12 protein-coding genes and 1 pseudogene are annotated in these 13,733 nt (G+C 70.0%); 4 read left to right on the top strand and 9 right to left on the bottom strand.

The annotated features are described in order from the left end of the window. Genes A3IC_RS0148410 through A3IC_RS72135 form a run of 3 tightly spaced genes read right to left on the bottom strand, consistent with a single transcriptional unit; the run spans position 1 to position 2,356 of the window. Positions 1–660 carry an ABC transporter ATP-binding protein gene (locus A3IC_RS0148410; protein ID WP_020557267.1) on the bottom strand — a complete coding sequence of 220 codons (660 nt, stop codon included), beginning with the start codon at positions 658–660 and terminating at the stop codon, positions 1–3. After that, positions 657–1,751 carry a peptidoglycan-binding protein gene (locus A3IC_RS72140; RefSeq protein WP_052174138.1) on the bottom strand — a complete coding sequence of 365 codons (1,095 nt, stop codon included), beginning with the start codon at positions 1,749–1,751 and terminating at the stop codon, positions 657–659. Before A3IC_RS72140 ends, A3IC_RS0148410 begins: the two co-directional genes overlap by 4 nt. Continuing rightward, the gene (locus A3IC_RS72135) at positions 1,748–2,356 is read right to left on the bottom strand and encodes a hypothetical protein (RefSeq protein WP_020557265.1); all 609 of its coding nucleotides are present in this window, start codon (positions 2,354–2,356) and stop codon (positions 1,748–1,750) included. The genes A3IC_RS72140 and A3IC_RS72135 overlap by 4 nt, the downstream gene beginning before the upstream one ends. Before the next feature lie 144 nt (positions 2,357–2,500). On the opposite strand from A3IC_RS72135, the gene A3IC_RS0148395 reads away from it, so the two are divergent. Together A3IC_RS0148395 and A3IC_RS0148390 are read left to right on the top strand one after the other, a co-directional pair. Further along, positions 2,501–3,808: a sensor histidine kinase gene (locus tag A3IC_RS0148395; RefSeq protein ID WP_020557264.1), complete on the top strand. Its 1,308-nt coding sequence runs from the start codon at positions 2,501–2,503 to the stop codon at positions 3,806–3,808. Then, positions 3,805–4,512, top strand: a complete 708-nt coding sequence (locus tag A3IC_RS0148390) for a response regulator (protein WP_020557263.1) — start codon at positions 3,805–3,807, stop codon at positions 4,510–4,512. The genes A3IC_RS0148395 and A3IC_RS0148390 overlap by 4 nt, the downstream gene beginning before the upstream one ends. Here the strand turns inward: A3IC_RS0148390 and A3IC_RS70445 are convergent. Further along, positions 4,463–4,591, bottom strand: a pseudogene (locus tag A3IC_RS70445) (IS5/IS1182 family transposase); the annotation flags it as partial. The gene A3IC_RS0148390 and the pseudogene A3IC_RS70445 sit on opposite strands and share 50 nt — an antisense overlap. 391 nt (positions 4,592–4,982) lie before the next feature. Here A3IC_RS70445 and A3IC_RS0148385 point away from each other — a divergent pair. After that, positions 4,983–5,654, top strand: coding sequence for a hypothetical protein (locus tag A3IC_RS0148385; protein WP_020557262.1), 672 nt, complete (start codon positions 4,983–4,985; stop codon positions 5,652–5,654). A gap of 788 nt (positions 5,655–6,442) precedes the next feature. On the opposite strand, the gene A3IC_RS0148380 is transcribed toward A3IC_RS0148385, so the two are convergent. The 5 genes from A3IC_RS0148380 to A3IC_RS69525 all read right to left on the bottom strand — a co-directional run bounded on the left by A3IC_RS0148380 (position 6,443) and on the right by A3IC_RS69525 (position 12,603). Then, on the bottom strand, positions 6,443–7,729 hold the full coding sequence (locus A3IC_RS0148380) for a sugar ABC transporter permease (RefSeq protein ID WP_040878721.1): 1,287 nt from the start codon (positions 7,727–7,729) through the stop codon (positions 6,443–6,445). Beyond that, positions 7,726–8,520 carry an ATP-binding cassette domain-containing protein gene (locus A3IC_RS0148375; protein WP_020557260.1) on the bottom strand — a complete coding sequence of 265 codons (795 nt, stop codon included), beginning with the start codon at positions 8,518–8,520 and terminating at the stop codon, positions 7,726–7,728. Before A3IC_RS0148375 ends, A3IC_RS0148380 begins: the two co-directional genes overlap by 4 nt. Positions 8,521–8,544: 24 nt before the next feature. Continuing rightward, positions 8,545–9,672 (bottom strand): substrate-binding domain-containing protein, encoded by a 1,128-nt coding sequence (locus tag A3IC_RS0148370; RefSeq protein WP_020557259.1) that lies wholly within the window; start codon positions 9,670–9,672, stop codon positions 8,545–8,547. Between the two features lie 83 nt (positions 9,673–9,755). Then, complete coding sequence (locus A3IC_RS0148365) at positions 9,756–12,263, bottom strand: SpoIIE family protein phosphatase (protein WP_052174139.1); 2,508 nt, start codon at positions 12,261–12,263, stop codon at positions 9,756–9,758. Positions 12,264–12,432: 169 nt separating this feature from the next. Next, complete coding sequence (locus A3IC_RS69525; RefSeq protein WP_020557257.1) at positions 12,433–12,603, bottom strand: hypothetical protein; 171 nt, start codon at positions 12,601–12,603, stop codon at positions 12,433–12,435. 254 nt (positions 12,604–12,857) lie between these two features. On the opposite strand from A3IC_RS69525, the gene A3IC_RS0148355 reads away from it, so the two are divergent. Continuing rightward, positions 12,858–13,409, top strand: a complete 552-nt coding sequence (locus A3IC_RS0148355; RefSeq protein WP_158696404.1) for a Kelch repeat-containing protein — start codon at positions 12,858–12,860, stop codon at positions 13,407–13,409. The last annotated feature ends 324 nt before the right edge of the window (positions 13,410–13,733 follow it).

Raw genomic sequence — 13,733 nt, 5'->3', positions numbered from 1 at the left:
TCAGACCACCGCCCCGTCGCGCATGGCGACTTGGCGGGGCAGGGCCGCGGCGATCTCGCGGTCGTGGGTGATGACCACGACGGTGGTTCCCGAGGCGTTGAGTTCGCGCAGCAGTGTCATCACGCCCGCGCCGGACGACGAGTCGAGGTTCCCGGTCGGCTCGTCCGCGAGCAGCAGCGGAGGTTCGCCGACGACCGCGCGGGCGATCGCGACGCGCTGGCGCTGCCCGCCGGAGAGTTCGTGTGGGCGGTGGTCCAGCCGGTCGCTGAGACCGACCCGGTCGAGGGCGGCCTCAGCCCGGCGCCGGCGTTCCTTGAGCGGCACACCGGCGTACAGCAGCCCGTCTGCGACGTTGTCGAGCGCGGACTCGCCGGGCGCCAGGTGGAACTGCTGGAACACGAAGCCGATCAGCCGCGACCGCAGGGTGGACAGCCTTCGGTCGGACAGCTCTGCCACGTCGTGCCCGTCGATGCGCACCTTGCCGGTCGAAGGCCGGTCGAGAGTGCCGATCAGGTTCAGCATCGTGGACTTGCCCGACCCGGACGGGCCCACGATGGCGAGCAGTTCGCACGGATCGATATCGAGGCTGACTTCGCGCAGCGCGGTGACTCCGCCGGGGTACGTCTTGGTCACGGAGCGCAGGGCGACGACCGGGCTCACGACGGCATCCCCACTACGGTGCCCTCGCCGAGCCCGGTGCCGCTGACCTCGACACGTCCGCCCGCAAACAGGCCGGTCTGCACCGCGACCAGCCGCGTGGCATTGCCCTCGACGACCTGGACGCCGTAGCCGCCTTCGGCCAGTGCGAGGAGCGCCGCGACGGGAACGGTGAGGACTCCATCACGGCGCGACGCGGTGAACGCGACGCCGGCGGTGGCCTGGTCGAGCCCGTCCAGGGCCTTCTGGTCGTCCAGGGAGATGGTGACCTCGATCTTCGTCTGCGGCTCGGAGTCCTTGTCGGACCCGTCGCCGCTGTCGACGACCGTCTGAATGGCGGCGACCTTCCCGGGTGTCTTGGTTCCGTTCGGCAGGGTGACCTCGACGGCCGCGTCCTGGACGGCGAGCCGCTGGTCGGACACTGCGAGGTCGACCGTGGCCACGCGCACCGAGCCGGTGTACGTCAGGACGGCCGCGCCGGGCTGCGCCACCGCGCCCACTTGGAGTTTGTGGGCGTCGACGCGGACCGGGCCGGCGGCATAGACGACGCGGCCCAGTTCGACCGTCCCGGATTGGGTGAGACCTGCGGACTTCTGCCACTTCTTGACGGCGGTCGCCGTCGCGTCCGTGTACTCCTCGTCCACGGTGAAGTCGCGGTAGCCCAGGTCCCAAAGGTTCTTCTCGAACTGCTTGACGTCGACGCCCTTGATCCCCGGCGCGAGCGCACGGTAGGCGGGGAGGGCGCCATACAGCAGCACGACAGGCGTGTTGTCAATGCCGTACAGCCCGGTACCGCGCTCGACGGTGGTTCCGACCGCAGGCAGGCTGGTGATCGTTCCACTCAGCCGGTTCGTCACCGACGTGTTGCTGCCGTGGCCGAGCGTGCCATTCTTGGTCTGCGCATCGATGAGTGTCTGCCGGGTGACCGGCGCGGTGGCCGCCGGCAGGCCGTTGCGGCCCCTGCCCGTACCGGAGTCCGACGCATGGTCGAAGCCGAAGCCGCTCGCTGCCACGGCGCCGGCACCGATCGCGCCCACCGCCGCGACCGAACCGATCACCCGCCCGAGCCGGCGTCGCCTTCTCCGGGTGCTCACTTCTTCCCCTGCTGCTGCGCCGCACCCGTCGGCTGGTACTTGGCGCACGCCTTCTCGGCGGCCTGGAACGCGGGGTTCGCGGGATCGATTCCGGAGGACTCGTCCAACTTCGGGAGTTGGCCTTCGGACGACGGGTCGGGGAAGTTCGGCACGCCGTTCTCCCTCATGCACTTGGCCAGTTCGCGCTGGCGCTCGACCTGCTGCTGGTCCGCCTTCGGTGCTTCGCCTCCGCCGGGCATGTACGCCTTGCACTTCTGCATGGCGGCGTCGACCGCCGTGGCGTTCGTACCGCCGCCGGGGACGCTCATCCGCAGGTGGCCCGAGCCGTCGTCGGCCGGATCGGGGAAGTCCGGGACGCCGTTCTCGCGCATGCACTGGGCGAACTTCACCGGGTCCTTGTCGCCCGCGGGAGGCTGCTCGCTGGGCATGCCACTGCCGCCGGCCACGCTCGCGACCTGACTGCCGCCGTCGTCGGAGGAGCCGCAGCCCACCGCCGTGAGGACGACGAATGCGCCGATGCCGATGCGGATCGCCAGGCGTGCGGGGCTCGGACGCCCCATGGCGGCGCGGCGGATCCGGGGGTTCAGGGTCTGGGTTCGGGTCATGCCACCACCTTCGGGCGGCAGCGGCTGCGGACGCGTCTGCCATCCGACCCGAAGGGGTCAGCCGTGCGATGTATTCGGCGGCGCCCGGAATCTGTCTTTCGACAGACGCGGCGCTTACCCGGCCGCGCCTAGACTCACGGACTCATGACGAAGTCGTTGACCACCGTTGCCCGCGCCTGGGTGCGCCGCCCGGCCGTGCGGGACGCTGCGCTGGCGTCCGCACTGCTGGCGCTGTATCTCGTGCTGGGCAGCCCGGACGGGGTCGTGCACGACCAAACAGGGGACGGCGACGGCTCGTCAACCCCGGAGGTGGCTGTGTGGTGGACGGCCACGGCCCTGGCGGTAACGGGGGTGGCACTACGCCGCCGGTGGCCGCTGCCGATGCTCGCGGCGTGCATCGCGTCGGCCGGAATCAACCTGACGCTGACTTTGCCGTCGGCGTTCGTCGACCTCGGCGTGCCGATCCTGCTGTGCACGGTCGCGAACCGGTACGACCGGAAGCTCTCCATGGGGGTGCTGGTCGGCCTGCTCACGCTCGCGACCGGGCTGAGCGTCTACAACGTCGTCGACGACAGACCCTCTCCCGGATTCGGCACCCAGCCGCCGCCCTCGGCACCGTCGTTGAGAGTCACCGGCCCCGACGGACCCCAGATGGCGTCCCGACGAATGACCTGGACCGGCAACGTCAGCGGCTTGTACGTCATGGGCTCCGTACTGGTCGGAGCCTGGGCGATCGGCGCGGGCGCGCGGAGCCGCCGCGCCTACCTCGCCGAGCTGCACGAGCGCGCCGACGGTCTCGAACGCGAGCGCGACCAGAAGGCGGCCCTCGCCGCCGCCGCCGAACGCGCCCGCATCAGCCGCGAGCTTCATGATGTCGTGGCACACGGCCTGTCGGTCATGGTGATCCAGGCCCAAGGCGCCGCCGTGGCTCTGGACAAGCGGCCCGCCCAGACTCGCACGGCCTTGGAAGCGATCGTCGCGACCGGCCGCGATTCCCTCGCCGACATGCGCCGCGTGCTGGACGCGGTCGGCGAGGGCGTGGACGACGCCTGGGGCCCGCCCCTCGGACTCGCACAACTGCCGGATCTGGTCGGCAAGGTGAACCGGGCCGGCACGCACGTGTCCCTGGCCGTCCGCGGCGCACCCGTCACTCTCCCGGCGACCGTCGACGCGAGCGCCTACCGCATCGTCCAGGAAGCGCTCACGAATACGATCAAGCACGCAGGACCGCGAGCACACGCAGACGTCGTCCTCTCCTACCACAGCGGGGCAGTCACGATCGAAGTCAGCGACAACGGGCGCAGCACGGTGCGCGATGACGGCCAAGGCAACGGTTTGCGCGGCATGCGGGAGCGCGCCCGCACGCTCGGCGGCGGTTTCACCGCGGGGCCCGGCCCGGACGGCGGCTTCACTGTCCGCGCGACGCTGCCCATCGAGGGGCGTGCCGCGTGATCCGAGTTCTCCTCGCCGACGACCAGGCCCTGGTACGCACGGGCTTCCGCATGATCTTGGAGGGCTCCGACGACATCGAGGTCATCGGTGAAGTCGAAAACGGGGCCGAAGCAGCAGCCCTGGCCCTCGAACTCCGGCCCGACGTCATTCTGATGGACGTCCGTATGCCCGACGTCGACGGCGTGGAGGCAACCCGCCGCATCTGCGGTGGCGACTCGACCACCGACATCCGCGTGCTGATCCTCACAACCTTCGATCTCGACGAATACGTCTACACCGCGGTCCAAGCGGGCGCCAGCGGCTTCCTCCTCAAAGACACCCTCGCCCCGGACCTCCTGTCCGCGATTCGCATCATCGCCCGCGGCGAAGCCGTCGTCGCGCCCACGGTGACACGCCGGCTCCTCGAACGCTACGTCACCGCCGAGTCCGCATCGACCGAGAGTGACACCGAGTTGGACGCCCTGACCAACCGCGAACGCGAAGTCCTCGCCCAACTCGCTCGCGGCCTGTCCAACACCGAGATCGCAGGATCCCTCTTCCTCTCCGAGGGCACCGTCAAGACCCACATCAGCCGCATCCTCGCCAAACTCGGCCTCCGCGACCGCGTCCAAGCTGTCGTATTCGCCTACGAGCACGGCCTCGTCCTCCCCGGAGCCGTCGAAAGCTCCGCCCCGAGCCGTGGGGCGTGCCGCGGCGTGCAATGACCGGTTCGATCCCGTGTTTCCACAGCGGTCTGCGGTACACGTCGTAGTCGTGGCCCCGATCGGCGAAGAGCTGCCCGGGGCCGCGGACGCGCACATCCCGATCGCCCTCCTGGACGACCTCGATCCGCGGGTGCGGGAGGAGGCGGCGTGCGTCCTGGCGGCGTCGTCCGGCCGCGCCTGGGAGATCTCCGCCGCCCTGCACGAGCGGTTCCGCGTCGAGGAGGTTCCCCGCCTGCGGGCCGGCCTGGTCCTGGCGATCGCGCAACTGGCGAGGGAACACCGCCACGAGGGACTGGATCACCCACGGCCGGCTGCCGGCTCGTCAGGACCGCAGCGGACGCTGGTGTGTTCCCTGGACGGCGGAGATCGAGGCCGATTGCCGCCGTCGCATCGCCTGCTCCGGACACCTCAACCCCGCAGGTCCCGGTGCCCGCACCATCACGGACGCCGACCACAGCGGCGAGATCTCCGTGCAGGACGCGGCCGGCCGCCTCGGCGTTCACGACTACGACGTCTACTACTGGATCCGCATCAAACGCCAGCAAACCCGCCGCACCGACGCCGGCCGCGTCGCAATCCCCTGGAACGACGCCATCGAGGCCGACTGCCGCGGCCGGCTCGCCGACCCAAAGCAGTTCTTCCGCACCGGCACGGGCAGCCGTCCGCTGCCGGCCGCCACCCGCGACGAGAGTGAACTCAGCGTCCAGCAGGCCGCCGTCCGCCTCGGGGTGCCGCCCGCAGCCGTCGCCTACCAGATCCGCACCGGACGCCTGCACGCGCGCCATGGCCCCACCGGCCGGGTCATCATCCCTTGGAACGATCAGGTGGAATCCGACGTCCGCACCCAGCTGGAACGGCCCAGGCATCCCGGCCCCACCGGCCCGGGCAGTCGCCCTCTGCCCGAAACGACCCTGGCTCGTGGTGAGTTGAGCATCCAGCAGATCGCCACACGGCTCGGCATCCGCCCCGGCGCCCTCTACTACAGCATCACCCGCGGCCGCCTGGACACCCACCGAGGCAAGGGCGGCCGCCTCAGCGTCCCCTGGACCAGCGACAACGAGACCGTCTGCCGTCAACTCGCCGCTCAGACAAGAACGCACACTCCACAAACCCAAACCATCACCGCAGGAGGCGCAGTATGAAACCGCCATCGGGATGCCCAGTGGGCGCTTCTTGCCGCCTGCCTTCGGACCCGGCGGCTCCGCCCCGCTCGATCCGTTCGGCTGTCGGTGCGCCTATCCACCTTCCTCATATGGAAGGTGAGGAACGCGGAGCTGTGATCGGGCGGTTCCCGTGTTCACTGTGGTTCGTTCGTCGAAGTAGGAGCCCGGCTGTATCCCAGCGGCATTGCCACAAGTACGCCGCAGACCTTCCTCGTGGCCTCCCACGCACGCTCTTGGATACGTTCGTGGGAGTTCCTCGCCGTCCGCCGGACGACGAGACGCACCGCGCCCGGCCCAGGTCCGCCAGGTTCGAGCCGGTGTCGGGATTGAAGGACGTAATAGCGCCGGTTCCTCGCGTACTCCTCTTCGTCTCGCTCGCCGGACCCGCACCATCTGGCAGCGCTGGTACGTTCCGGCTTTGTCAGGGCCGCTCCCGCCCTCCCCGGCACCACCCGGATCAGGCTGCCCTCGGCTACACCGGCCTGCTGCGCCAGGCCGGAGCCGGTGGTCTCTCACCTCCACTCGAACCACAGCGCCTCACGGCGCAACCCGACAGCGTCAGGCACTCGGGGACTGCCCAGCGCGTCTCGATCAGCTTGCCAAAGCCGCGGACGCACGCTCGGAGCGCCTACGCCGCGCTCGCCAGGAACCACCCACACCGGAACTCGACCCACCGACAGCGAGGAAGGCGAGGGCCGGGGCGAAGACATGGAGGCACCCCCTGCCGCCACCCTGTTACGCGATGTCGGCATCTGTGCGGGCCTCGGCTACAACACCACGCCGTGCGACTTCCGAGAGTGGCGGGAGAGCGAGTCGAGAACCACCGCGGCGAGCAGCACGCCACCGGTGATCATCGACTGCACGGACGTCTGGACGCCAATGAGCACCATCCCCGAGGCGATCGACTGGACGACAAGGACACCGAGCAGCGCCGACCAGGGCGTGCCGCGTCCGCCGAAGAGGCTGACGCCGCCGATGACGGCCGCCGCGATGGCGTCGATCAGCAGGTTGGTGGAGCCTGAGGTCTGTCCCACCGAAGCGACGCGCGAGGCGAGGAACAGCCCGCCGAACGCGGCCAGCGTCCCGGAGACCGCGAATGCCGAGACGCGGATCCACACCACGTTGACACCGGCGAGGCGGGCTGCCTCGGCACCGCCCCCGATGGCGAAGATCTTCCGCCCGTATCTGGTGCGCCGCAGGACGAAGTCCAGGCCGACGACGGAGACCAGGAAGATCAGCAGCGCCAAGGGCAGGCCCTCGAACCGGTTCAGCACATACGCCGCCGCGAAGCCGATCACCGCCACGGCGCCGGTGCGCACGGCGATCTCGCCGAGCGAGCGGGAGGAGACCCGGGCCGCCCTGCGGCGTCGCTCGTCGTGGTACGAGGCGAGGAAGTACGCGGCGGCGCCGACCGCCGCGAGCCCGTACGCGACGGCCCGGTTGTGGAAATAGCGTTCGGTCAGGACGGAAACCAGACCGTTGGCATGCAGGTTGATGGTGCCGTTGGCGCCCAGGACGTAGAGCATCAAGCCGTTCCAGACCAGCAGGCCGGCCAGGGTGACGACGAAGGCGGGTACGCCGATCCTGGCGAAGAAGAACCCCTGAAGGGCACCGATCCCGGCACCGACGAGGGCCGCGGTGGCGACCGCCAGCCACTCGGGCATGCCACTGTTGACGTTCAGCACGGCGAACACCGCCGCCGCGAGTCCGCTGACCGCACCCACCGACAGGTCGATCTCGCCGAGCAGCAGAACGAAGACGAGCCCGACGGCGATCAGCCCCGTGCCGACGATGTCCACGCTGAGGTTGGAGAGATTGCGCGGGGACAGGAAGTGGTGGTCCAGGAGTTGGAAGGTCGTCCAGATCACGATGACCGCGCACACGCCCGGAACCCAGCCGAGTTCACCGCTGCGCAGCCTGAGGACGAAGTCGCTCGCGTGGCCCTTCAGACCGGGTGGGCGGTCCCCGATCCTCGGGTCGCGAGCGCTGGGCCGACCGGTGACGACCCCAGCCCTGTTGCGATCGATGTCGCCCGAGGCTTCCGTGCCGGTCACCGTGTCGCCTCCCACGGCCGCGTCTTCCGGTGGGTCACGGCGTTGTCCGTGGCGCCGGTGATGGACGAGACGATCTGCTCTTGCGACGTGGTCAGCACGTCGAAGAACCCGTTGTTGCGGCCGAGGCGCAACACTGCGACCTGGTCCGCGACTGCCTTGACATCGCCGAGGTTGTGGCTGATCAGCAGGACACCGAGGCTGTGTTCCCGCAACCGCTCGATCAGATCGAGGAAGTGGGCGGTCTGCCCCACGCCCAGCGCCGCGGTGGGCTCGTCGAGAATGAGAATCTTGGGCTCGCTCAGCAGCGCCCGGGCTATCGCGACCGCCTGCCGCTGCCCCGCGGAGAGCGAGGCGACCGGCACCCTCGTCCTGGGGATACGGACGGACAGCACGTCCAGCAGGTCGAGCTCCCTCGCGCGGCGCTCCATCGCCACCTCGTCGAGCACGCCCGCCCGGCAGATCTCGTGCCCCAGGAAGAGGTTGCCGACCACGTCGAGGCTCTCGCACAGGGCCAGTTCCTGGTAGACGCTCGCGATGCCCAGCGACTGGGCATCGCGCGGCCGGGCGATCCGCACCGGCCGGCCGTTCCACTCGATGACACCCTCGTCGGCCGGGCCGGCACCGGTGATCACCTTGACGAGGGTGGTCTTGCCGGCTCCGTTGTCGCCCACGAGGGCGACGACTTCCCCGGCGTTGATCTCCAACTCGACGCGCGTGAGCGCGTGGAGGGCGCCGAATCGCTTGCAGATCCCGCGCAGGGCCAGCAGCGGCGTCGTTGTCACGTGGACCATCTCCTTCGCCGAGACCGGTGGCGATCAGGTGGTGAGTCCCGCCTCCCGGCAGGCGGCCCGGAGCTCCGGGGTACAGATCTGCGCGATCGTGTACACGCCGTTCTCGACGAGGGTGCTCTCGATGGTGTCGACGGTCACGGGCGTCAGGGGACCCAGAACGGCGGGTATTGCGTTGCTGGTGTCGTTGCCGACGCGGTCCTTCGCGATGGCGTCGATGGACGCACCGCGGCCCAGGGCGAGTGCCATCTCGGCGGCGGCATCGGCCTCGGAGACGAAGGATTTGTAGACGGTGACGTACTGCTGGCCCGCGACGATCCGCTGCACGGCTTCGCGGTTGGCGTCCTGGCCCGTGATGGGCGGCAGCGGCTTGATGCCGGCGGCCCTGAGGGCGGTGAGGACGCCGAAGGCGAGGCCGTCGTTGGCCGAATAGACGCCGTCGAGGCGGTCCGGGCCCACCTCCGCGATGGCGGCGGACATGTTGGTGAAGGCATTCTGCGGTATCCACCCGCCGGTGTAGTACGACTTGACGATCTTCGCCCTACCCTTGAAGACGGAGAGCGCACCCCTCTGCAAAGCTGTGGTGTTCGGGTCGGTGGGGTCGCCGTTCATCATCACGATCTGCGGTTCGTGCGTCCCGTTCCCCATGGCCGTGAGCAGCGCCTCGGCTTGGAGCCTGCCGATCTGCTCCGAGTCGTAACCGGAGTACGCCGAGATGGGACCTTCCGCGAGGCGGTCGTACGAGACCACCGGGATGCCCGCGTCATGTGCCCGGGTGATCGAGGGGCGCAGCGCCTTGTAGTCGACCGGGTCGAGGATCAGTGCTCGTACCCCGTTGGCGATCATGGAATCCATCTGCTGCTGCTGGGTGGCCACATCCCCCGAGGCGTTGGCGTACTTGACCACGCAGTCGGGGCACAGCTCCTCGACCTTCGTCTGGATCAGGGGCCTGTCGGCGGTGGCCCAGCGCGCGGTGTGGGTGTCGGGGAGCAACAGGCCGACGGAGAAGCCCCCCGTGCCCGAGTCACCCCCGCTCGGTGCCGCGGCCGGTTCCAGCGTGCCGCAGGCGGCCAGGCCGGCGATGAGGGACGCCACCGCGGCGGCGATGGTGGCACGCCCGACAGCGCCTCGTACGGGGCCGTGTCGTCGCATCATGGCAGCCATCCAGGAGCACATCAGGACACCTGATCCGACAATACTCCGCTGTCCGTTGGCAGGCCGTTCCAGCCTGCCGCGCCTCACGCCCCCCGTGGGGGGAGGAGCACCTCCCCCCACACTTGCTTCCCGCCGCTCAGCGGCACCGAGCCCCACGCCTCCGACATCGCCTCGACGAGCAGCAGCCCCCGACCGCCGGTCGCCTCCCAGTCGACGCTGGCCGGCTTGACGGGTGTGCGCGGCGAGGAGTCGCTTACCGCGACACGGAAGCGGTCGCCGGCGAGGGTGAGGTCGAGGCGTACCTCGCCCTGGGTGTGCGCCACGGCATTGGTGACCAGTTCGGAGACGATGAGCAGGATGGCGTCGGTCTCCTCGGTCACCTGCCAGGCGCGCATCGTGCGCGCGGTGAAGCGGCGCGCGTGCATGACCGCGTCGGGAAGCCGCCACACCGCCCAACCGGCGCGCCGCGGGCGCGCGGTCAGCCCGTCGTAGCGCATGAGCAACAGCGCCACGTCGTCGTCGCGGGCCTCGGCGCTGCGGATCAGCTCGTCGGCCATCCCGTCCACGTCGGACGGATCCGCCGCCGAGAGCGTTTCGCAGACCCGCCGGACGCCATCCTCCAGCAGGAGCTTGGAGGACTCGACCAGACCGTCGGTGAGCAGGGTGAGTACCGACCCGGGGGACAGCGCGGCCGTGGTCAGCGGGAACTCCGCGTCCGGGAGCACGCCGAGCGGGGGCCCGCCCTCGGTCTCCACCTCCAGGGTCGTGCCGTCCGGCTCGCGCACGAGCGGCAGCATGTGCCCGGCCCGTACGAACCAGGCGTCGCCCTCCTCCACGTCCAGAGCCACATAGCAGCAGGTGGCGAAGGCGTCCGTCTCCATGCCCGCGAGCAGACGGTTCGTGTGCGAGACGACCACGTCGGGCGGGTGGCCTTCGACAGCGTAGGCACGGATCGCGGTGCGGATCTGGCCCATCACCGTGGCAGCCTTGGCGCTGTGTCCCTGTACGTCGCCAATGACGAGCGCGACGAACCGGTCCGACAACGGAATGACGTCGTACCAGTCGCCGCCCACTTCGAGGCCCGCGGTCGCCGGTAGATAGCGCGCGACGGTCACGCAGCCGGGCAGCGACGGGAGCTTGCGGGGCAACAGGCTGCGCTGGAGCATCGCGGCGAGTTCGTGCTCGGCAGCGAACGCCCGGGCGCGTACGAGGGCCTGCCCCACCAGACCTGCGGTGGCGGTCAGCAGGGAGCGCTCCTCCGTGCCGAACCGGTGAGGCGTGTCCCAGCCCAGCAGGCACAGGCCGACCACTTGGTTGTCGCACGGCAGCGGCAGTACGGCGAGACCGCCGCGGCCGAGTCCGTCGAGGCCGGGCTCGAGGCCGGTACTCGTCTCCCACAGGCATGTGGTGCCGTCGCGGAGCGCAGCCGTCAACGTTGGCAGGGCGCCGGTCGGCGCGTCGGGCCGCTCCGGCCGCCACTCGCTGCGCCAGATCTCCGGCCACGCCGTGGGCTCCGGCGGGTCCAGCAAGGTGGTCACCAGTCGGCCGCCGTGCAACTCCGACAGCGCCAGCCGGTCGGCCCCCAGCGGCTCTCGAAGTGCGGTCACCAGGCTCCGGCCGACGTCGCGCACGGCGATCGCCGTCGCCAGCAGGGCGGACAGCCGCTGCACGATGGCGACCTCGTCGGTGCTCGACCGCAGGTGGGAGGCATCGACGAGCACGCCCAGCAGCCTCTCCGGCCGGCCCGAGGGGTCCAGCAGCACACGACAGCGCAGCTGCAGCCACCGCAGTTCGCCTGTGGGTCGGCGGATTCGAAACTCCAGTTCCCGACCGCCCGGCATCGCATGCCCCGGCTCGACGACCGACATGAGTGCGGGCAGGTCGTCCGGGACGGTGTACGCCAACAACGTCTCCACCCGCCCGTCGAAATCATCCGGGGCGATACCGACCAGGTTGAGCACGTGTTCGTCGGCCTGGATCCGCCCCGTGCTCATGACCAAGGTGAAAGACCCGGTGTCGTTGCCATCCGGAGCCGGGTCGAGTGGCGTCCGGGACCGTCTCCGGCCGGCCGCCGCGGTTCCGTCCACGCCGCCGCCGGATCCACCGCCGGCTGCTCCGCCCGGGAGGTCGCCAGGGACGTCGGGTTGCACGCGACCGTGGTCGGTCGTGCCGCCCGACGCACCGGCGAGGGCTTCGCCGGATTCGGGGCCTCCGTTCGCCGCACGGCCGGCTTCGAGACGCACGGCGACCTCCCCCGCGTACAGTTCCAGAAGGCCGCGCCGCCGGGCGTCGAAGCCGTCACCCGTGCGGTCCACCACGACCAGGCAGCCCAGGCGCCTGCAGTCCACGTCGAGGGGCAGCGCGCCCAGCGAGGCGCCGGCCGCGGGCGCGCCCGCACCGCCGTCGGGGGCTGCGGTCTCGGCCGAGGACAACCACAGCGGGCGACCGGCGCGGAACACGTCGGCGATGGGCGAGCCCCCGGACAGCGGGTACCACGGCGACAGTCCGTACGCGGCGGCGGAACTCTCCCCGACCGTCTCGGTCAGTCGCAGCCCGTACACCTCTTCGTCCACCACGTAGACGGCGACCATCGCCACCCCGGCGGAGGCCAAGACTTCCTCTGTCACGGTCGGCAACGCCCTCTCGGCGGTAAGTCAACGGTGGGCTTCCCGGGCCATCACGTCGGTTGGAGGCGGAATGGCCTCCCCCAACCTCTTGCCTCATTCCAGTGTGCGCGTAACCCTGCTGGTCAGGGCACTGTCAGTGCAGGGGCAGACGCCTGCGGATCCCGGCCACACGTTCGTCGATGACGAAGCCGTCGACCGACGTGTGCAGGCGGCGGAGCACGCGAGCCGGATCGAGGCTTCCCGCGCCCGGGAAGCACTCGCGGTCAACGTCCAGGCCGATCTCGTGGACGAGATGTATTCCCACCCCTGGCGCCCCCGAGCCCATCGCACCTCCGGGGGCGGCCTCATGCGAAGATCGCGGCGACGCCGCACAGTGCTCCGGGACTTGTACCAGAGCCTGGTCAAAGCTTCGTGCCGGTTCAGTCCAGAGTCCTTGGCTTTGCCGTTGAAGCGGAACTCAGAGGGCGCGTGGATAGGCGGCTGGCCGCCGCCCGGACCGGTGTGCTGAGCAGACCGTTGGCGATCCGAGCGTCAGAGGGGACTGGCAGGGTGTTCGCCATGACCGTTCACTCTCCCTTGATCTCCAGCCTGCCTCCGTCCTGCCACCAGATCATGGACTTCGATCTCGTAACTCTCGACGGCAAGTTGATCCTCGTCGGCAGTCCCGGAAAGGACCGGCTTGCGTGTACCTGGGATCCGGCCCGCGACCGCTGGGCCCGGTTCGAACTCGACGTCCCGGACGAGGACTTCCCCCGCACGGACCTCACTGCGCTCGGTGCCGCAATGGTGAACGGCCGGATCGTGATCGGCGGTGGAGGCGACCGCCAAGGCTTCGCCATGTGGGACCTGGAGACGGGCAAAGTACGGCTGAGCGCACAGGAGGGCGGCATGGACTCGGTGGTCAGGGCCGACTTCGGTGACCGCTCGAGGTTGCTCGTGGGATTCGCCGGCACCTGGGGCGTGGAGTTGTGGGACCCGTCCGTTGCCGAGCCGGAGGACGGGCATGACGACGATGCCGACCTTGACGAAGCGGACGATTCGGTGGCAGAGGCGGAGCAGCCCTCGCCTTATGACTCTCTCGTGCACATTGAGGAGCTGACACGAAAATAGCGTTCGTCAGGTGGCTGGGATGGGGTCGAAGCGGATGGTCAGGCCGAGGCTGTTGGCTTCTTTGACCATGCGGCGCATGGCGCGTTCGGGGTTGCGTTTGGTGAAGTGGTCGGTGCCGAGGTCGCGGTAGGGGACGTTGTCGTGCAGGACATGCCAGACGGCGATGGCGAGCTTGTGCATGACCGCGACCAGGGCTCGTCTGCCGCCTCGTCGGGCGGCGATGCGNCGGAAGAACGCCGCGAGGTGGCTGTCCTTGTTCCTGACCGCGGCCATCGCGGCGATGCCGAGCAGGCGTTTGAGGTTGCTGTTGCCCGGGCGGGTGCG

It is taken from the genome of Embleya scabrispora DSM 41855 (assembly GCF_000372745.1).
GTDB classification, from domain to species: Bacteria; Actinomycetota; Actinomycetes; order Streptomycetales; family Streptomycetaceae; genus Embleya; species Embleya scabrispora.
This window is presented reverse-complemented; position numbering and strand designations above follow the sequence as displayed.

Bases quoted from the DNA above. Each gene is read 5' to 3' on its own strand.
- A3IC_RS72135 (WP_020557265.1), bottom strand. From the start codon at position 2,356: ATGACCCGAACCCAGACCCTGAACCCCCGGATCCGCCGCGCCGCCATG.
- A3IC_RS0148370 (WP_020557259.1), bottom strand. From the start codon at position 9,672: ATGATGCGACGACACGGCCCCGTACGAGGCGCTGTCGGGCGTGCCACC.
- A3IC_RS0148375 (WP_020557260.1), bottom strand. From the start codon at position 8,520: ATGGTCCACGTGACAACGACGCCGCTGCTGGCCCTGCGCGGGATCTGC.
- A3IC_RS0148395 (WP_020557264.1), top strand. From the start codon at position 2,501: ATGACGAAGTCGTTGACCACCGTTGCCCGCGCCTGGGTGCGCCGCCCG.
- A3IC_RS0148355 (WP_158696404.1), top strand. From the start codon at position 12,858: ATGACCGTTCACTCTCCCTTGATCTCCAGCCTGCCTCCGTCCTGCCAC.
- A3IC_RS0148365 (WP_052174139.1), bottom strand. From the start codon at position 12,263: ATGGTCGCCGTCTACGTGGTGGACGAAGAGGTGTACGGGCTGCGACTG.